This window comes from Pseudomonas sp. 14P_8.1_Bac3 (assembly GCF_025466085.1).
Taxonomy (GTDB): domain Bacteria; phylum Pseudomonadota; class Gammaproteobacteria; order Pseudomonadales; family Pseudomonadaceae; genus Aquipseudomonas.
Window position 1 is genome coordinate 1 of record NZ_JANLOD010000066.1, and the last position, 19,827, is coordinate 19,827.

Sequence of the window (19,827 nt, forward strand, 5' to 3'; positions counted from 1 at the left end):
GCTCCCACATTGGTTTTGCGTGAGGCACAAAAAAACCGGGCGACTGTGCGGTCGCCCGGCTTTGTGATGAAGGTTACAAATGCGATTCGGCGTATTCGGCCAGAATCGAACGTGGCACCCCTTGCAGGGTGATGTGGACGCCGTTCGGGAAATCCTTGAAGCGTTCAGTCAGATAGGTCAGCCCGGAACTGGTCGCGGACAGGTAAGGGGTGTCGATCTGTGCCAGGTTGCCCAGGCACACCACTTTCGAACCGGCACCGGCACGGGTGATGATGGTTTTCATCTGGTGCGGCGTGAGGTTCTGGCATTCGTCGATCAGGATCAGGCTCTGCTGGAAGCTGCGACCCCGGATGTAGTTGAGGGATTTGAACTGCAACGGCACTTTGCTGAGGATGTAGTCGACGCTGCCATGGGTGTTTTCGTCATCCATGTGCAAGGCTTCGAGGTTGTCGGTGATGGCGCCCAGCCAAGGCTCCATTTTTTCCGCTTCGGTGCCGGGCAGGAAACCGATCTCCTGGTCCAGGCCCTGCACGCTACGGGTGGCGATGATCCGGCGGTAGCGCTTGCTGACCATGGTCTGCTCGATCGCCGCGGCCAGGGCCAGGATGGTTTTACCGGAGCCGGCCGCACCGGAGAGGTTGACCAGATGGATGTCCGGATCCAGCAAGGCGTACAGCGCCAGGCTTTGATAGATGTCACGCGGTTTCAGGCCCCAGGCTTCCTGGTGCAACAGGGGTTCCTGATGCAAATCGAGAATCAGCAGGCGGTCGTCCTCGATCTCCTTGATCCAGCCGACAAAGCCCTGCTCGTCGATGATGAATTCGTTGATGTGCACGGCCGGGAGGTTGTCGATCAACTTCACCTGATGCCAGGTGCGGCCATGATCCTGACGGGTTTCGACCTTGCTCACCAGGTCCCAGAACGAGCCGGTCATGGTGTGATAGCCGTTGGGCAGCAACGAAACGTCGTCCACCAGCTGGTCAGTGCTGTAGTCCTCGGCCGCGATCCCGCACGCTCGGGCCTTGAGGCGCATGTTGATGTCTTTGGTGACCAGCACCACGGGCAACTTGGGCTCGCGCGCGTGCAGGTCGATCAACTGGTTGATGATGATGTTGTCGTTCAGGTGCTCGGGCAGAATGATGTTCGGTTCGGCACGTTTGCTCATCAGAATTGACAGCAAACCCTTGGGCCCACTTTTGCCGCGCTGGATCGGCACACCCAGTTCAACGTCTTCCGGGCTGGCATCGCCCAGGGTCTTGTCGATCAGGCGAATCGCCTGACGGCATTCCGCGGCCACGCTGTGATGCCCGCTCTTGAGCTTGTCCAGCTCCTCAAGCACGGTCATCGGGATCGCGACGTGGTGTTCTTCGAAGTTAAGCAGGGCGTTTGGATCGTGAATCAATACGTTGGTATCGAGTACATAAAGGATAGGCTGGTTGGAGGAAGAACTACGTCCGTGATCATCCATACTCGGTCACCTTTGTGGGAGCCATTCGACGCAATACCTCGGCGGTGCTGCGCCTCGAAGTGACTGCCGAATTCACCTGCGGGGAGTCAAGTGAACTGCACACAAACTGGGGTCTTGGGAGACGCCACCTGTGTTGCAGGTTTCGGCGGTCTGTCTTCGTAATACTCCAAAACCCATGACAGAAAAAAGCACTTTGACGTTTTTTTGAAGTTTATTTTTCAGAGTGACGAATAGCCCTTGGCGTGCAGGCAATGTGCCGTTAAAGTCGGAAGTCCGCCTGCATTGAAATTCTTCCCCAAATCGCCCCTGCCCCAATGATTACGGGCTTTTTCGCTTTCAGCGAAACGCGTCCTGACATTCTTCCCAACCGATCCCGCTGGGCGCCGTTTGCGTGATCAGCCAGGGCAACGCCGTTTTTACCCCATCCTGCTTGACGTTGAAGTTGAGCACCCCATGCCGCCACAACAGCATCAGCGTTAACACCCGTTGCGCACTTTGATTGGCCTTGAGTTTGCCGGCGCCGTCCTGGGCGTCGATGTCCCACAGCGCCACCTGCAAGCCCTGCGACCTGAAGAAGCCTTCCGCGTCCGCACGTCGCTGGCCATCGGGCGGACGGAACAGCGGCACGTAATTCTCCGGCAATTTGCTTTTGACCAGTTCGGCGCTGCGCCGGACCGAGTCCTGCCAGTCCTGCCAGTGGCTGTGGGAGCGGAACTCCCAGCCTTGCACACCGATGCACTGTGCGGCGTAAGTCGCTTGCAGGCTCGCGACTGAGCGATCGCCCAGGCGCGCCTGAATATCCTTGCCGAGGACGAAAAAGGTGCCGGTCAGATTGGCCTTGCGCAGGTAGTCGGCGACCCAGGCGGTGTTGTCCGGCGCGGCGTTGGCGGCGCTGTCGAAAGTCAGCAGGAACAGTCGGTCATGCATCTGCTCACCGTTGCGCTCATAGTCGCCAAAACGATCGACTTCACTGCTGGTCTGCGGAAACAGCGCGGCCTTGCGCAACTGCTCGTCGAGGTACTGCGCGTGGAACAGTCGGCTCGGCTCGGCCCACTTTATGTAGTAGCTGTCGTCACTGACCTGAAACTTGGCGGCTTGCTCGCGCAACGTCGGCATGTCCTCCACCAGGAAACAGAAGGACGCATCCTGGTCGCAGCTCTGCTGGGCAAAGTTGTAGTTAGCCAACAGGCGCTGCCAGAAACGCTGGCGCAGGCTGTTGACCGAGTCCAGATTGATCGTGCGCAACCCCAGTCGCTGGGCCAGGCTCGCCTCATCCAGGGACTCACTGGCCAGCAGCACCCGGGCGAACATCAGGATTTCCGCCCGCGAGGCGACGTCGAACAGCGTCGGGTTGCTGAGTTGTTCGGGCCATGTGCTGCGATCCAGCGTCGCCACATCGCCCGGCGCCGCCAGGGCACCGAAACTCAACAGCCAGGCCGAGAATAGAAAAACGATACGCAATGGGATGTCTCCATAACAAAACCCGCGCGGCACTATAGCTGATACCGCACTCGCGCCACGATCTACCGTGGGAGCGGGCTTGCTCGCGAAAGCGGTATGCCAGCCGGCATCATCGGTACTGACACACCGCTTTCGCGAGCAAGCCCGCTCCCACAACGTTGTGGGTATGCCACCGATCATCACCTATGGACTTGATAGCTGGAGTCATCAAGGACAACCCCCTAGAATCGCCCCACGATTAAAGGAGACGACTTCATGCTGATGGTGATTTCCCCCGCCAAGACCCTCGATTACGAAACACCGCCGGCGACCCAGCGCTTTACCCAGCCGCAGTACCTCGACCATTCCCAGGAGCTGATCCTGCAATTGCGCGAACTGACGCCGGCGCAGATCAGCGAGCTGATGCACGTCTCTGACAAAATTGGCGGGCTCAACGCCGCGCGTTTCGGCAGCTGGACCCCCGCCTTCACCCCGAAAAACGCCAAACAGGCGCTGCTGGCATTCAAGGGTGACGTTTATACCGGCCTCAACGCCCAGACCTTCAGCGAAGCCGATTTCGATTACGCCCAACAGCACCTGCGCATGTTGTCCGGCCTGTATGGCCTGCTGCGTCCGCGGGATTTGATGCAACCGTATCGCCTGGAAATGGGCACCAAATTGCCCAACGCCCGTGGCAAGGACCTGTATGCCTTCTGGGGCACGCAGATCAGCGAGTGGCTGAACGAAGCCCTGGCCGATCAAGGTGACGACGTGCTGCTGAACCTCGCGTCCAACGAATACTTCTCGGCGGTCAAACGCCCCGCCTTGAAAGCACGCATCATCAATACCGAGTTCAAGGACCTGAAGAACGGCCAATACAAGATCATCAGCTTCTACGCGAAAAAAGCCCGGGGCATGATGAGTCGCTTCGTGATCGAGGAACGCATCAACGATCCGGCTGCCCTCAAGCAGTTCGATGTCCAAGGCTATCGCTACAGCGCCGAACAGTCTAAACCGGACAATCTGGTGTTTCTTCGCGATCACGCTCCCGACTGATGCACCCAATCGGCGCACGGGAGGCAAAGTGCTCACCGTGCGCCGCGTCTGATCGTCGAACAATTCCCCGCCCGAATCGCCATGCTCTTGGCGTCAAAAAAACACCGATGCTTTTCCTAACTTTAGTTTCACTCGACTTCGCGCATTTTTTTCAGTAGTGGCACCAAAAATTTTTCTCGGTAGTGGCACAAAACTATCGCGCTTGTTTAACGCCCCGTGTAACAAGGGTGAAACAGCAAGTGCCATCAATTTGAAAGTAGTGCCATCTTTGTCAATATTTCAAGAAATTTCAGAAATCGCGATAGGCGGACAGGAACTTCGTCCAAATGCGTTGCTCATACCACCGGTAACGATTATCTCTGAACATGTACGAGATAACTTACGCAGAGAAGAGATCAGCGTAGCGAAGTTGTCACAATTACTTCGGCTCAATAATCCCTGATTTGGGCAACACATGAAGGACAGGAGATAACGCATCACTACTATCCCCTACACGGCCAAGGCTGCGCCCCTATAAACGTGCTTTCCCAAGCACTCAACCGCTTGATTTACGGGCTTATTGCCTGGCATTGAGCGCGCAAGACCTTTGCACAAAGGACCTCTGAAAGAGGACTCAGCTGCATAACAGGGCACGTCATAATAATAAGGCCTAGTTGCGCACACCTTGAGTGCACTTATTTAGACACTCGGAACTTAGCATGCCTGTACACGGCATTGTGGCGCCTGTCTGCCGCACTTCCGAGTGCACTACGACCGATGAATACCCTTAACTCGGGCCATCTAATGGCTTGTTGAAAAAGTCTTGTTAACGAGAGGTAAATGCGATGCGCATCAGCATATTTGGTTTGGGTTACGTCGGTGCAGTCTGTGCCGGTTGCCTGTCTGCACGGGGCCATGACGTCGTTGGCGTCGATGTCGCCAAAGACAAGATCGATATGATCAACGCCGGTAAATCACCGATCGTTGAACCGGGTTTGGGCGAACTGCTGGCCAAGGGCATCGAGACCGGCCGCCTGCGCGGTACGACCAACTTCGCCGAGGCGATTCGCGACACCGACCTGTCGATGATCTGCGTCGGTACGCCGAGCAAAAAGAACGGCGACCTGGAACTGAACTACATCGAAGCGGTATGCCGCGAGGTCGGTTTTGTCCTGCGTGACAAGAGCACCCGCCACACCATCGTCGTGCGCAGCACCGTCCTGCCGGGCACCGTCGCAAACGTTGTCATCCCGATCCTCGAAGACTGCTCCGGCAAGAAAGCCGGCATTGATTTCGGTGTGGCGGTCAACCCTGAATTCCTGCGTGAAAGCACCGCGATCGCCGACTACGACCTGCCACCGATGACCGTCATCGGCGAGTTCGACAAGGCGTCCGGCGACGTTCTGCAATCGCTGTACGAAGAGCTCGACGCGCCGATCATCCGCAAGGACATCGCCGTTGCCGAGATGATCAAGTACACCTGCAACGTGTGGCACGCCACCAAGGTCACCTTCGCTAACGAGATCGGCAACATCGCCAAGGCGTGCGGCGTCGACGGTCGCGAAGTGATGGAAGTGGTCTGCCAGGACAAGACCCTGAACCTGTCCCAGTACTACATGCGCCCAGGCTTCGCCTTCGGCGGCTCCTGCCTGCCCAAAGACGTGCGTGCCCTGACCTACCGCGCCGGCGCCCTGGACGTGGAATCGCCATTGCTGAACTCGCTGATGCGCAGCAACGAATCCCAGGTGCAGAACGCTTTCGACATCGTCTCCAGCCACGACAAACGCAAAGTCGCCCTGCTGGGCCTGAGCTTCAAGGCCGGCACCGATGACCTGCGCGAAAGTCCGCTGGTGGATCTGGCAGAGATGCTGATCGGCAAGGGTTACGACCTGAGCATCTACGACGCCAACGTTGAATACGCCCGTGTTCATGGCGCGAACAAGGACTACATCGAGTCGAAGATTCCGCACGTCTCGTCCTTGCTCAATGCCGACTTCGACGAAGTGATCAACAACTCCGACGTGATCATCCTCGGCAACCGTGACGAGAAATTCCGCGCCCTGGTGCAGAACGTTCCGCAGGGCAAGCAAGTGATCGACCTGGTGGGCTTCATGTCGCAAGCCACCCGTGAAGGTGGACGCGCCGAAGGCATCTGCTGGTAAAGCAGCCTTCCCCGTAGGGGCGGGCTTGCTCGCGATGGATCAGAGACACCGCAGGGTGTCAGGTTGCCAGCGTCATCGTTGGCGCCCATCGCGAGCAGGCTCGCTCCCACGGGTTCTACGCCTGCCTTAACCCGAGATCGACACACGGATGCAAATTATGCACAGGCTAAAGCACGGCCTCCTTCAGGCCGCCGGTTGGCTGTTTTACTTAAGTATCTTGATGGGCATCGCCATGGCGTTGCCCACGTCCACGTTCGATTCCGAGTCGAAGGATTTCATTTTCCTGATCGGCTTCATCGGGATCTGGCGTTACTCGATGGGTGCCACGCACTTCCTGCGCGGCATGCTGTTTCTGTACGTGGTCTACCCGCACTTGCGGCGCAAAGTGCGCAAGCTCGGTAAAGCGTCAGACCCCTCCCACGTATTCCTGATGGTCACCAGTTTCCGCATCGACGCGCTGACCACCGCCCAGGTCTACAGCTCGGTGATCCGCGAAGCCATCGACTGCGGCCTGCCGACCACCGTGGTCTGCTCGATCGTGGAAATGTCCGACGAGCTGCTGGTGAAAAGCCTGTGGAACCGGATGAACCCACCGGAGCGCGTCAAGCTCGACTTCGTGCGCATCCCGGGTACTGGCAAACGCGATGGCCTGGCCTTCGGTTTCCGCGCCATCTCCCGTCACCTGCCGGACGACCGCGCCGTGGTCGCAGTGATCGATGGCGACACCGTGCTCGCCGAAGGCGTCGTGCTCAAGACCGTGCCGTGGTTCCAGCTGTTCGGCAACGTCGGCGGCCTGACCACCAACGAATTCTGCGAAGTGCGCGGCGGCTACATCATGAGCGAGTGGCACAAGCTGCGCTTCGCCCAGCGCCACATCAACATGTGCTCGATGGCCCTGTCCAAGCGCGTACTGACCATGACCGGACGCATGTCGGTGTTCCGCGCCTCCGTGGTCACCAACCCGGACTTCATCGCCGACGTGGAAAGCGACTCGCTGCAACACTGGCGCCTGGGCCGCTTCAAGTTCCTCACCGGTGATGACAAGTCGAGCTGGTTCAGCCTGATGCGCCTGGGCTACGACACGTTCTACGTGCCCGATGCGGCGATCCACACCGTGGAACACCCGCCGGAAAAAAGCTTCATCAAGGCCAGCCGCAAACTGATGTTCCGCTGGTACGGCAACAACCTGCGCCAGAACGCTCGCGCACTGGGCCTGGGGGTCAAACGCCTCGGCCTGTTCACTTCGGTGGTGCTGTTCGATCAGCGCGTGTCGATGTGGACCTCGCTGCTGGGCCTGACCGTGGCGATCATCGCCAGCTTCAAGTACGGCACCGCGTTCATCCTGGCTTACCTGCTGTGGATCGGCATCACCCGCCTGATCCTGACGCTGCTGTTGTCCTGTTCCGGTCACACGATCGGCCCGGCCTACCCGGCGATTCTCTATTACAACCAGATCGTCGGCGCGCTGGTGAAGATCTACGTGTTCTTCCGCCTCGACCAACAGTCCTGGACTCGCCAACCCACTGCCCTGACCCGTGATCTCGCCAGCTTTCAACGTTGGTTCAACACCTGGTCGTCTCGGACCATGACCTTCTCCGCCGGCAGCATCTTTGTCGCCGTACTGCTGTTGATGGTCTGACCCGCCCCTATTGAATTAACAAGGAAATCGCCCCTATGAATACCGCCGTCAACGCCAACGTAGTGCATGAATCCGAAGCCCAGCGCCAACACGCCCGGGTAAAAATCCCGGCCAAGCTGCGTTTCTTCGGTCCGGACCGGACCCCGGTCGAAGCCCGTGTCCTCGATCTTTCCGCCGGCGGCCTGGCGTTCAACGCCGGCCAGCTGCCGCTGAAAATCGGCGATGCGCACAAGGCTCGCCTGCAGTTCGTCATCGATAACCTTGGCCTGGCCATGGACGTGGAACTGCAAGTGCGCTCCTTCGACCGCCAGACCGGCCGTGTCGGCTGCCAGTTCCAGAACCTGGAACCGCAGGACATCTCGACCCTGCGCCACCTGATCACCTCGCACCTGGCCGGCGACATCGTCAGCATCGGCGAAGTGCTGGCCACCCTGCAGCGCGACAACTTCACCAAGGCGCGCAAGCAAAAGGACAGCGGCAGCGGCATGTCCCCGTTCGGTCGTCTGCGCGCCGTGACGTTCAGCCTGGCGATTTTCCTCGTCGGCCTGGCGGCGTTCGGTTTCATTTTCAAGTCGGTGTACGGCATGTACTTCGTCAGCCATGCGCAGGCCGGTCTGGTCAGCGTGCCGGGCATGAACATCACCATGCCGCGCGATGGCACCGTGCAGAGCCTGATCAAGGCTGACGGTGTCGCCGCCAAAGGCGCACCGCTGGCGACCTTCAGCACCAGCATGCTCGACGTGCTCAAGGGCCACCTCGACGAAGACCAGTTGCAACCGGCCAAGGTTGAAGAACTGTTCGGCAAGCAAATGACCGGCACCCTGACCTCGCCGTGCGATTGCACCGTGGCGCAGCAACTGGTCGCCGACGGTCAGTACGCCAGCAAGGGCGACGTGATCTTCCAGCTGGTGCCGCGCAACAGCGAAGCCAACGTCGAGGCGCGTTTCTCCTATCGCCAATTCGGCGACGTGCTGCCAGGCAGCCCGGTGCGCTTCCAGATCGCCGGCGAAGACAAATCCCGCACCGGCAAGATCGTCAGCAGCACCAGCCTGAAAAGCGCCGACCTGTCGTCCGACATCCGCGTGCTGATCCAGCCTGACGAGCCGCTGGACAGCAAGTTCGCCGGTCGTCCGGTTGAAGTGAACAGCGATCGTGGCCCGAACCTGAACTGGCTGATCGACAAAGCCATGGCTTCTGGCCTGTAAGCGAGGACATGCCCGTGATGATCACCAGCCTTCTGAGAAAACCGAGATCCCTGTGGGAGCTGGCCTGCCAGCGATTGGATCACTGCGGTTCTGCTGAAGCACCGAGCTGCCTGAATCGCCAGCAGGCTGGCTCCCACAGGGGTGCGGTGTGTGCTTTGGCACTGGCCGTCAGCCTCGCCGGTTGCGCCGGCCTGCCCGACCAGCGCCTGGCCAACGAAGCCCTGAAACGTGGCGACACCGCAACGGCGCAGCAGAACTACAAGGCACTGGCCGACCTCGGCTACAGCGAGGCCCAGGTGGGCCTGGCCGATATCCAGGTCGACAGCCGCGACCCGGCGCAAATCAAGCAGGCCGAGGCGACTTACCGCGCCGCGGCCGACGTGTCGCCGCGCGCCCAGGCTCGCCTCGGTCGTCTGCTGGTGGCCAAGCCCGGTTCGACCGAAGCCGAACAGCACGAAGCCGAAGGCCTGTTGAAAAAAGCCGCGGCCAATGGCGAAGGCAACACGTTGATCCCGCTGGCGATGCTGTACCTGCAATACCCGCACAGTTTCCCCAACGTCAACGCCCAACAGCAGATCAGCCAATGGCGCGCCGAAGGCAAGCCGGAAGCGGGCCTGGCCCAAGTGCTGCTCTATCGCACCCAGGGTACTTACGACCAGCACCTGGACGAAGTCGCGACCATCTGCAAAGCCGCGTTGAACACCACCGACATTTGCTACGTCGAGCTGGCCACGGTCTACCAGAAACAGGGCAAGACCGAAGAGCAAGCCGCACTGATCAAACAGATGCAGGCGGCGCATACCCGCGGCACCGTGTCCGCGCAGCGCGTTGACAGCGTGGCCCGTGTATTGGGGGATGCGACGCTGGGCAAGACCGACGAGAAAACCGCGCAGTCGTTGCTCGAAGACATCGCCCCCGGCTACCCCGCTTCCTGGGTCAGCCTGGCGCAATTGCTCTACGACTTCCCGGAACTCGGCGATGTCGACACGATGATGAAATACCTGGACAACGGCCGTGCCGCTGATCAGCCGCGCGCCGAACTGTTGCTCGGCAAGCTCTACTACGAAGGCAAATGGGTGCCGGCCGACGCGAAAGTCGCCGAAGCGCATTTCCAGAAAGCCGTCGGCAAGGAAGTCGCCGCCGATTACTACCTCGGCCAGATCTACCGCCGTGGTTACCTGGGCCAGGTCTATTCGCAGAAAGCCCTGGATCACTTGCTGACCGCTGCGCGCAACGGTCAGAACAGCGCTGACTTCGCCATCGCGCAACTGTTTTCCCAAGGCCGGGGCACCAAGCCCAATCCGCTTAACGCGTATGTCTTCAGCCAATTGGCCAAAGCCCAGAACACCCCGCAAGCCACCGAGCTTGCCCAGACACTCGAAGCCCAACTGCCGCCTGCCCAGCTCGCCGAGGCCCAACGCCTGTTGAAACAAGAACAGGCCGTTCGTGGTGCCTTGAGCCAGAACACGCTGGAACTGCACGCCCTGCAAGAAGAAGACGGCGAGGAAACGTTATGAAGTTGAACCCATTCGTGAAGGCCGGTATCGGCCTGACTTGCGCCCTGCTGTGGTCGTGTCCGACCCTGGCGGCATTGACCGACGCCAAGAATTTCGGCCTCGAAGTGAAAATCACCGGCCAGTCCGAAGACGACCGTGACCTCGGCACCGCCGGCGGCGGCGACGTCAACGGCGTCGGCCTCGACCTGCGTCCATGGATCTACGGCGAAAGCGGCGCCTGGAGCGCCTACGCCATGGGTCAGGCGGTGACGTCCACCGACATCATCGAGACCGACACCCTGCAGCAGTCCGACAGCGAAGGCACCCAGACCACCGACAACGGTGATCGCAAGACCAAGAAAAACTACCTGGCCATGCGTGAATTCTGGGTCGGCTACAGCGGCCTCACACCGTATCCGGGCGAGCAACTGAAACTCGGTCGCCAACGCCTGCGCAATGACGACGGCCAATGGCGCGACACCAATATCGAAGCCCTGAACTGGACCTTCGACACCACGTTGCTGCGCGCCAATGTCGGCGTCGCCGAGCGCTTCAGCGAATACCGCACCGACCTGAAAGAGCTGGCACCGAAAGACAAGGATCGCCTGCACGTCTACGCCGACGCGGCGTACCAGTGGACCCCGGGCAATTGGGTCGGCATTCGCGGTCATCACACCCACGATGACGGCAAGCTCGACTACCCGGAACCGGGCGTGGCCGGCGACTCGCTGGACAAGAAACAGAATGGCGACATCAGCTGGCTCGGCCTCACCGCCGACAGCGATGCCTACAACTACCGCAACACCAACACCCTCAATTACTGGGGCAGCATCACCGGCATGAGCGGCGACACCGACACGGTCAACGCGCTCAACGCCGATGGCACGCGCCCGGCCGAAGCCAAGCGCGGTGAAGACCTCAACGGCTGGGCCACCGATGTCGGTGTGCGCCTGCGCCTCGATCCGCAATGGCAAGTCGGTGCCGCTTATGCCCGCGCCAGCGCCGATTACCAACAGAACGGCCTGGAAAGCAACCGTTCGAACTACACCGGTACGCGTTCGCGAGTTCACCGTTTCGGCGAAGCCTTCCGTGGCGAAATGAACAACATGCAGACCGCTACGCTGTTCGGCTCGTGGATGCTCAACGACGAATACGACGCCAGCGTGATCTACCACAAATTCTGGCGTGTCGACGGCAACAAGCCGGTCGGCAGCAACGGCATCAACGCGGTCGAGAACGACACCGATCCGACCGGCGCGATTCTCTCCAGCACGTCGCTGCCGCTGAAAGATGGCAACAAGGACCTGGGCCAGGAAATGGACCTCGTCGTCACCAAGTACTTCAAGCAAGGCCTGTTACCGGCCGCGCTGAGCCAGTCGATCGACGAACCGTCGGCCCTCGTGCGCTTGCGTGGCGGTGTGTTCAAGCCGGGCGATGCGTACGGCAAAGAAGTCGACTCGTACATGCATCGCGCGTTCATCGACGTGATCTGGCGCTTCTGATGCGAACCGCTAAGGGAGTTCCTGACATGAACAGTCCGAAGAGAGGCGCGTTGACCTTGCTGGCCGGCGCGATGCTGCTGGCCAGCTCGGCCGCCTTCGCCAACGTCGAGCCAGCGAAGCCGGTGACCACGGCCAAGGAATTGCAGCAGGCCAAGACCTACACCGTCAGCAGCGCGCCGACCGCGCCGCTGGAGATGGCCAAGCCGACACTGCCGGACACCTCCGGCTACACCGCGGAAGCCATCGCCGCGAAAATCGTGCGCACCAAGGCCGGCAAAATCAGCGTGCGCCGGATGATGCAGGAAGACGCACTGAAGGACTTCATCGGCGGCGACAACAAGATGGCCGAATGGGTGGTGCGTCAGCACGGCATCCCGCAGGCGATCTTCGTCGACGACGGCTACATGAACCTCAAGGACCTGGCGAAGAAACTGCCCAAGCAGTACTTCAGCGAAACGTCGCCGGGTGTCTACCTGGCGAAATTGCCGATCGTGGTCGGCCGTCACGGCATCCTCGAAATCGACAAGCAGACCCAGGAACTACGCCTGTCCCAGGAGGCCGGCTCGTTCCTGGTCAACGACGGCCAGCTGTTTGTGCGTGATACCAAAATCACTGGCTGGCGCGAGAAGGACAACGGCCCGGCGACGTTCAACTCGGCGAAGGAGTTCCGCCCGTTCCTGCTGTCCTGGGGCGGCACCGAGACCTACATCGCCAACAGCAAGATCGCCAGTTTCGGTTACGCCAACAGTAAGTCCTACGGCGTGAGTATTTCCCAGTACACGCCGAACATGGCCAAGGTGCTCAAGCGCCCTGAACCGACCGGCTGGATCGTCGGCTCCGAGTTCTCGGACATGTGGTACGGCTTCTACTGCTACGAAACCCGCGACTTCGTGGTCAAGGGCAACACCTACAAAGACAACATCGTCTACGGCATCGACCCGCATGACCGGTCCCACGGCCTGATCATCGCCGACAACACCGTCCACGGGACCAAGAAGAAGCACGGGATCATCATTTCCCGCGAGGTCAACGACAGCTTCATCTTCAACAACCGCAGCTACGACAACAAGCTGTCGGGCCTGGTGATCGACCGTAACAGCGTCAACAACATCATTGCCTACAACGAGATCTACAAGAACCACACCGACGGCATCACCCTCTACGAGAGTGCCGACAACCTGTTGTATGCGAACAAGGTGATCAGCAACCGTCGTCACGGCATCCGCATTCGTAACAGCGTGAACATCCGCCTGTACGAAAACCTGGCGATGGCCAACGGCCTGACCGGTGTCTACGGCCACATCAAGGACCTGACCGACACCGACCGTGACATCAAGCTCGATCCGTTCGACGCCCAGGTGTCGCTGATCATCGTTGGCGGCGAACTGGCCGGCAACGGCAGCGGCCCGCTGTCCATCGACTCGCCGCTGAGCGTCGAACTGTATCGCGTGTCCATGCTCGCCCCGACCAAATCCAGTGGCATCAGCTTCAACGGGATTCTCGGCGAGCGTCAGGATGAAATTCTCGACCTGCTGGTGCGCCAGCAGAAAGCCGTGCTGATCGACCCTGTCGAACGCCAGACCGAACTGCAGGACTGAGGATAATTTTATGCACTCACACTTGATCAAATTACTCAGCCTGTCGGCCCTGACCGCCGGCATTCTCGCGGCCAGCGCTGGCGCCCGCGCCGATGACGTCAAGGCCCCGACGTTCAATGCCGAGCCGTGCTGCAACCTGTGCCCCGAAGCCCACGACGCGAAGAATTACACCACGCGTTACCAGCAGAACTTCACCACGCTGGTGCAGGCCCAGGGCGATTGGCTGTTCCGTACCCAGGAAGACCTGCGCACCGAATTCGACACCACCCCCGCCGGCTACAAACGCATGAAAGAACTGCACGATGCGTTCAAGAGCAAAGGCGTGGAGCTCGTCGTGGTTTACCAGCCGACCCGTGGCCTGGTGAACCGCAACAAGCTCAACCCGGAAGACAAGGCCAAATTCGATTTCGACAAGGCGCTGAAGAACTACAAGACCATGCTCGGGCGTTTCGCCGCCATGGGTTATGTGGTGCCGGACCTGTCGCCGCTGACCAACGAATCGCTGCCGGACACCCTGCCCGCCCACGATTTCTACTTCCGCGGCGACCAGCACTGGACGCCGTATGGCGCCCAGCGCACCGCGAAGATCGTCGGCGAAAAAATCAAGCAACTGCCTGAATTTGCGAGCATTCCAAAACGCGAATTCGAGAGCCACAAGTCGGGTCGCATGGGCAAGACCGGAACATTGCACAATATGGCCGGTCAACTCTGTGGCACCAGCTACGCGATCCAGTACATGGATCAGTTCACCACCGAGCCCAAAGGCGAAGCGGCGGATGGCGACCTCTTCGGCGACTCCGGCAACCCGGAAATCACCCTGGTCGGCACCAGCCACAGTGGCAAGAACTACAACTTCGCCGGTTTCCTCGAAGAGGCCATCGGCGCCGACATTCTCAACGTGGCGTTCCCCGGCGGGGGCCTGGAAGGTTCGATGCTGCAGTACCTGGGCAGCGAAGAGTTCCAGACCAAGCCGCCGAAGATCCTGATCTGGGAATTCTCGCCGCTCTACCGCCTGGACCAGGAAACCATCTACCGCCAGATGATGGCGCTGCTGGACAACGGTTGCGAAGGTAAAGATGCACAAATGTCCGGTAGCAAGACGCTGAAACCGGGCAAGAACGAATTGCTGGTCAACAGCAACAACCTGAACCTGCAGAACAGCAGTCACCAGGTCGACATCCGCTTCGCCGATACCTCGGTGAAAACCCTGCAAGCCACCCTCTGGTACATGAACGGGCGCCACGAGGACATCAAGATCGAAAAACCGGAAACTTCCGACACCGACGGGCGTTTTGCCTTCGAGTTGCGCACGGACGAAGACTGGGCTTCGCAGAATCTGCTGGCCGTCGAAGTCCAGGGCCCTGAAGCGGGTGCCGCGCCACAGAAGGTCGAAGCGAAAATCTGCAAACGCAACGTATTCCCGAGTGCCGAGCAGCGTACTGCTTCGGTCGGGCAATGAGGTCTGCCATGCGAAACCGAACGTTGAAACATCTACTCGCGCCGTCCCTGCTGACCCTGGCGATGTTCGCCGGGGCCACCCAGGCCGCCGCGCCGCTGCGTCCGCCCCAGGGTTATTTCGCACCCATCGAGAAAGTCAAAACCGGCGACAGCAGCGAAGGTTGTGACGCGATGCCGGCGCCGTACACTGGCTCGCTGCAATTTCGCAGCAAGTACGAAGGTTCCGACAAGGCCCGTGCGACCCTGAACGTGCAATCGGAAAAAGCCTTTCGTGACACCACCGCGGACATCACCAAGATCGAGCGCGGCACCAGCAAGCGCGTGATGCAGTTCATGCGTGACGGTCGTCCGGAACAACTCGAATGCACGCTGAACTGGCTGACCGCCTGGGCCAAGGCCGATGCGCTGATGTCCAAGGACTTCAACCATACCGGCAAGTCCATGCGCAAATGGGCGCTGGGCAGCATGGCGTCTTCGTACATCCGCCTGAAGTTCTCCGACTCGCACCCGCTGGCCAACCACCAGCAAGAGTCGCAGCTGATCGAAGCCTGGTTCAGCAAAATGGCCGACCAGGTGGTCAGCGATTGGGACAACCTGCCGCTGGATAAAACCAACAACCACTCGTACTGGGCCGCCTGGTCGGTGATGGCCACGTCCGTCGCCACTAACCGCCGCGATCTGTTCGATTGGGCCGTCAAGGAATACAAGGTCGGCGCCAACCAGGTCGACGCCGACGGCTACCTGCCCAATGAACTCAAGCGCCAGCAACGCGCCCTCGCCTACCACAACTACGCGTTGCCGCCGTTGGCGATGATCGCCAGTTTCGCTCAGGTCAACGGTGTGGATCTGCGCCAGGAAAACAACGGCGCGCTGAAACGCCTGGGTGATCGCGTGCTGTCCGGCGTGAAAGACCCGAGCAGCTTCGAGAGCAAGAACGGCAAGGAACAGGACATGACCGACCTGAAAGTCGATTCGAAATTCGCCTGGCTCGAACCGTTCTGCACGCTTTACACCTGCTCGCCTGACGTGCTGGAAAAGAAACACCAGATGCAGCCGTTCAAGACCTTCCGCCTCGGGGGTGACCTGACCAAGGTCTACGACCCGGCCAACGAGAAAGGCAAAGGTTCCTAGAACAACGCAAAACCCTTGTGGGAGCGGGCTTGCTCGCGAATGCGGTCTGACATTCACCCTTGATGTCGACTGACACACCGTATTCGCGAGCAAGCCCGCTCCCACCGGGTCAGTGCAGGATTTGAGCTAAGTGTTATTCCCCCGGTTTTTTGGTGGGGGGTTTGGGGGGGCTGCGGCCCTTGACTGTTGGTTAAACATGGAGAGACCGGGATGGTATTTTCATCCAACGTGTTCCTGTTCTTGTTCCTGCCGATCTTCCTCGGCCTGTACTACTTGAGCGGAATACGCTATCGCAACCTGCTGCTGCTGATCGCCAGCTATGTGTTCTATGCCTGGTGGCGCGTGGACTTCCTCGCGCTGTTCGCCGCCGTGACGCTGTGGAACTACTGGATCGGCCTCAAGGTCGGCGCCGCCGGCGTGCGCACCAAACCGGCCCAGCGCTGGCTGCTGCTCGGCGTGGCAGTCGACTTGTGCATCCTCGGCTACTTCAAGTACGCCAACTTCGGCGTCGACAGCATCAACGCGATGATGACCTCGGTCGGTCTGTCGCCGTTCATCCTGACCCACGTGCTGTTGCCAATCGGGATCTCGTTCTACATCTTCGAGTCCATCAGCTACATCATCGACGTCTACCGCGGTGATACCCCGGCGACCCGCAACCTGATCGACTTCGCGGCATTCGTGGCGATCTTCCCGCACCTGATTGCCGGCCCGGTTTTGCGTTTCCGCGACCTCGCCGACCAGTTCAACAACCGCACCCACACCCTCGACAAATTCTCCGAGGGCTGCACGCGGTTCATGCAGGGTTTCATCAAGAAAGTCTTCATCGCCGACACCCTTGCAGTGGTCGCCGACCATTGCTTCGCCTTGCAGAACCCGACCACCGGCGATGCCTGGCTCGGCGCGCTGGCGTACACCGCGCAACTGTATTTCGACTTCTCCGGCTACAGCGACATGGCCATCGGCCTGGGCTTGATGATGGGTTTCCGCTTCATGGAAAACTTCAAGCAGCCGTACATCAGCCAGTCGATCACCGAGTTCTGGCGCCGTTGGCACATCAGCCTGTCCACCTGGCTGCGTGACTACCTGTACATCACGCTGGGCGGCAACCGCAAAGGCACGCTGATGACCTATCGCAACCTGTTCCTGACCATGCTGCTCGGTGGTCTGTGGCACGGCGCGAACATCACCTACATCGTCTGGGGTGCCTGGCACGGCATGTGGCTGGCGATTGAAAAAGCGCTGGGCCTGAATACTTCGCCGCGCAGCATCAACCCGATCCGCTGGGCCCTGACCTTCCTGCTGGTGGTCATGGGCTGGGTGATCTTCCGCGCGGAAAACCTGCACGTCGCCGGCCGTATGTACGGCGCGATGTTCAGCTTCGGCGAATGGTCGCTGTCGGAACTCAACCAGGCCAGCCTCACCGGCCTGCAAGTGGCGACCCTGGTGGTGGCTTACGTGACCCTGGCGTTCTTCGGCATCCGTGATTTCTACAGCAACCGTCCGCCCGAGAAGACCAAGCCTGCCGTCAACATCGAGACCGATGGTCCTGCTGGCGCAACCCCAGGAATGATCAAGGCCGTACCGGGCGACAACCCGGCGAGCATCCACGAGCCGGGCTACACCGTGGGCGTCGAAGCCACCGTGCAACCGGCCTACTGGACCGCTGACTGGTCCCGTTACGTGATGCGCGCGCTGATACTGCTGCTGTTCATCGCTTCGATTTTCAAACTCTCGGCGCAAAGCTTCTCGCCGTTCCTTTACTTCCAGTTCTGAGGGATCTGACCATGACCCGCTCATTACGCATCTTCTACATCGCCTTGTTCCTGGTGACCCTGCTGGTCCTGGGCCTGTGGTCGACGCGCAGCTTCTTCGGCTTCAGCACCAACGCCGACGCGACGGTGCTCAACGGCCGCTGGACCAAGGCTGTCGAAACCCACTACGACGACGAGTTCCCGATCAAGCGCCTGGGCACCAACCTCTGGGCCGCGCTGGATTTCAAACTGTTCAACGAAGGTCGTCCGGGCGTGGTGCTCGGTCGCGACCAATGGTTGTACAGCGATGAGGAATTCAACCCGATCGTCAACGAAGAATTGAACCTGCAAGGCAACTACGCGCTGGTCGAAGGCGTGCGTCAGGCATTGAAAGAGAAAGGCGTGAAACTGGTGATGGCGATCGTGCCGGCCAAGACCCGCCTGTATCCGGAACACCTGGGCGACGTGAAGCCTTCGAGCATCCACGCCAACCTGTATGAAGACTTCCACGCCCGTGTCGCGGCCGACAAGATCATCGCGCCTGACCTGCTCGTGCCGCTGCAAAAGGGCAAGTTGAACGGTCAGCAAGTGTTCCTGCGCACCGACACCCACTGGACCCCGGAAGGCGCGCAAATCGCCGCCGAGACCCTGGCCAGGACGATTGCCGAGAAAACCCCGCTGAGCGGCGAGCCGCAACGCTTCGTCACCCAGCCGGCCGAGAAAGTGACCCACAAAGGTGACCTGCGCCTGTTCCTGCCGCTGGACCCGCTGTTCGAAAACCTGATGCCGGCCACCGAGCCGTTGCAGAAGCGCAACACCGTGGCGGCTGACGATCAGGCCGCTGGCGACGACGCCCTGTTCGCCAACACCGAAGTGCCCGTGGCGTTGATCGGCACCAGCTATAGCGCCAACCCGAACTGGAACTTCGTCGGCGCGCTGAAAGAAGCGCTGCACAGCGACGTGGTGAATTACGCCGAAGACGGCCACGGCCCGATCCTGCCGATGCTCAGCTACCTGAAAAGCGATGCCTTCAAGAACAGCCCGCCACAAGTGCTGATCTGGGAGTTCCCCGAACGTTATCTGCCTGTGAACAACGAAATCGGCGACGCCGACCCGCAGTGGGTCGCAGAGCTCAAAGAAGCCGGCGCCCGCCAGCAAAACGTAGCGGTAAACACTAAATCCGAGACGCCCGACCGGGCGCAAAACTGAAAGAGAGAGGTACTTCCATGACTTTCACTACAACTCCTCGCCGTCTCGCCAAGACCTTTGCATTGGCTGCGACCTTCAGCGTGCTGTCCATGAATGCCTTCGCCGGTGGCGACGCCGCCCTCTACGGCCCGACCGCACCGAAAGGCTCGAGCTTCGTACGGGTCTACAACGCCGGCAATACTGAAGTCAGCGCCACCGTCGGCAGCACCAACCTGGCCGACGTCGCGCCACTGTCCAGCACCGACTTCAGCTTCATGCCGGGCGGCGACTACAGCGCCAAGGTCGGCAGCCAGACCCTGCCGGTGAAACTGGCCGGCGACCACTATTACACCCTGGTCAACAACGCCAGCGGCGCGCCGCAACTGATCGAAGAGCCGCCGTTCAAGAACAAGCAGAAATCCCTGGTTCGCGTACAGAACCTGAGCGACAAGGCCCTGACCCTGAAAACCGCCGACGGCAAGACCGAAGTCGTACCGTCCGTCGCCGCCAAGGGCCGTGGCGAGCGCGAAATCAACCCGGTAAAAGTCAGCCTGGCGCTCTACGAGGGCGCAACGAAAGTCGGCGACGTGAAACCGGTCGCCCTGGAGCGCGGTGAAGCGGCGGTGCTGTACGTCACCGGTAACGGCAGCAGCCTGTCGCCAGTCTGGGTCAAGCGCCCGGTTTCGACGCGCTAACCCATTTTTCCCGACTGGCGCATCCCCCTGTGGGAGCGGGCTTGCTCGCGAAGGCG

14 protein-coding genes are annotated in these 19,827 nt (G+C 60.3%); 12 read left to right on the forward strand and 2 right to left on the reverse strand.

What is annotated here, in order from left to right; genetic code table 11:
* Positions 1 to 73: 73 nt before the first annotated feature.
* Both NTD84_RS21125 and NTD84_RS21130 read right to left on the reverse strand, forming a co-directional pair.
* Positions 74 to 1,468 carry a PhoH family protein gene (locus tag NTD84_RS21125; RefSeq protein WP_262169563.1) on the reverse strand — a complete coding sequence of 465 codons (1,395 nt, stop codon included), beginning with the start codon at positions 1,466 to 1,468 and terminating at the stop codon, positions 74 to 76.
* Between the two features lie 336 nt (positions 1,469 to 1,804).
* On the reverse strand, positions 1,805 to 2,929 hold the full coding sequence (locus NTD84_RS21130; protein WP_262169566.1) for a polysaccharide deacetylase family protein: 1,125 nt from the start codon (positions 2,927 to 2,929) through the stop codon (positions 1,805 to 1,807).
* A gap of 255 nt (positions 2,930 to 3,184) precedes the next feature.
* Between NTD84_RS21130 and yaaA the strand changes: the two genes are divergently transcribed.
* The 12 genes from yaaA (at position 3,185) to NTD84_RS21190 (ending at position 19,771) form a co-directional block, all read left to right on the forward strand.
* Positions 3,185 to 3,964, forward strand: coding sequence for a peroxide stress protein YaaA (gene yaaA / locus NTD84_RS21135; protein ID WP_262169569.1), 780 nt, complete (start codon positions 3,185 to 3,187; stop codon positions 3,962 to 3,964).
* An 824-nt stretch (positions 3,965 to 4,788) separates the two neighbouring features.
* The gene (locus tag NTD84_RS21140) at positions 4,789 to 6,105 is read left to right on the forward strand and encodes a nucleotide sugar dehydrogenase (protein WP_262169572.1); all 1,317 of its coding nucleotides are present in this window, start codon (positions 4,789 to 4,791) and stop codon (positions 6,103 to 6,105) included.
* A gap of 157 nt (positions 6,106 to 6,262) precedes the next feature.
* A complete protein-coding gene (gene alg8, locus NTD84_RS21145) occupies positions 6,263 to 7,744 on the forward strand; it encodes a mannuronan synthase (RefSeq protein ID WP_410017373.1) in 1,482 nt (493 codons plus the stop codon).
* Positions 7,745 to 7,779: 35 nt separating this feature from the next.
* Complete coding sequence (locus NTD84_RS21150; RefSeq protein ID WP_262169574.1) at positions 7,780 to 8,949, forward strand: alginate biosynthesis protein Alg44; 1,170 nt, start codon at positions 7,780 to 7,782, stop codon at positions 8,947 to 8,949.
* Between the two features lie 17 nt (positions 8,950 to 8,966).
* The gene (gene algK, locus NTD84_RS21155; protein ID WP_262169577.1) at positions 8,967 to 10,466 is read left to right on the forward strand and encodes an alginate biosynthesis TPR repeat lipoprotein AlgK; all 1,500 of its coding nucleotides are present in this window, start codon (positions 8,967 to 8,969) and stop codon (positions 10,464 to 10,466) included.
* Positions 10,463 to 11,947, forward strand: coding sequence for an alginate export family protein (locus tag NTD84_RS21160; RefSeq protein ID WP_262169580.1), 1,485 nt, complete (start codon positions 10,463 to 10,465; stop codon positions 11,945 to 11,947). The genes algK and NTD84_RS21160 overlap by 4 nt, the downstream gene beginning before the upstream one ends.
* A gap of 26 nt (positions 11,948 to 11,973) precedes the next feature.
* Complete coding sequence (gene algG, locus NTD84_RS21165; RefSeq protein ID WP_262169583.1) at positions 11,974 to 13,545, forward strand: mannuronan 5-epimerase AlgG; 1,572 nt, start codon at positions 11,974 to 11,976, stop codon at positions 13,543 to 13,545.
* A 10-nt stretch (positions 13,546 to 13,555) separates the two neighbouring features.
* Complete coding sequence (locus NTD84_RS21170) at positions 13,556 to 15,004, forward strand: alginate O-acetyltransferase (protein WP_262169586.1); 1,449 nt, start codon at positions 13,556 to 13,558, stop codon at positions 15,002 to 15,004.
* Positions 15,005 to 15,012: 8 nt separating this feature from the next.
* Positions 15,013 to 16,134 carry a mannuronate-specific alginate lyase gene (locus NTD84_RS21175; protein ID WP_262169589.1) on the forward strand — a complete coding sequence of 374 codons (1,122 nt, stop codon included), beginning with the start codon at positions 15,013 to 15,015 and terminating at the stop codon, positions 16,132 to 16,134.
* Between the two features lie 210 nt (positions 16,135 to 16,344).
* Entirely contained in the window at positions 16,345 to 17,910 is a 1,566-nt protein-coding gene (locus NTD84_RS21180; protein ID WP_262169592.1) for an MBOAT family O-acyltransferase, read from the forward strand.
* A gap of 11 nt (positions 17,911 to 17,921) precedes the next feature.
* Positions 17,922 to 19,097 carry an alginate O-acetyltransferase gene (locus NTD84_RS21185; RefSeq protein ID WP_262169594.1) on the forward strand — a complete coding sequence of 392 codons (1,176 nt, stop codon included), beginning with the start codon at positions 17,922 to 17,924 and terminating at the stop codon, positions 19,095 to 19,097.
* Positions 19,098 to 19,114: 17 nt separating this feature from the next.
* Entirely contained in the window at positions 19,115 to 19,771 is a 657-nt protein-coding gene (locus tag NTD84_RS21190; RefSeq protein ID WP_262169597.1) for an alginate O-acetyltransferase AlgF, read from the forward strand.
* Positions 19,772 to 19,827: the final 56 nt, after the last annotated feature.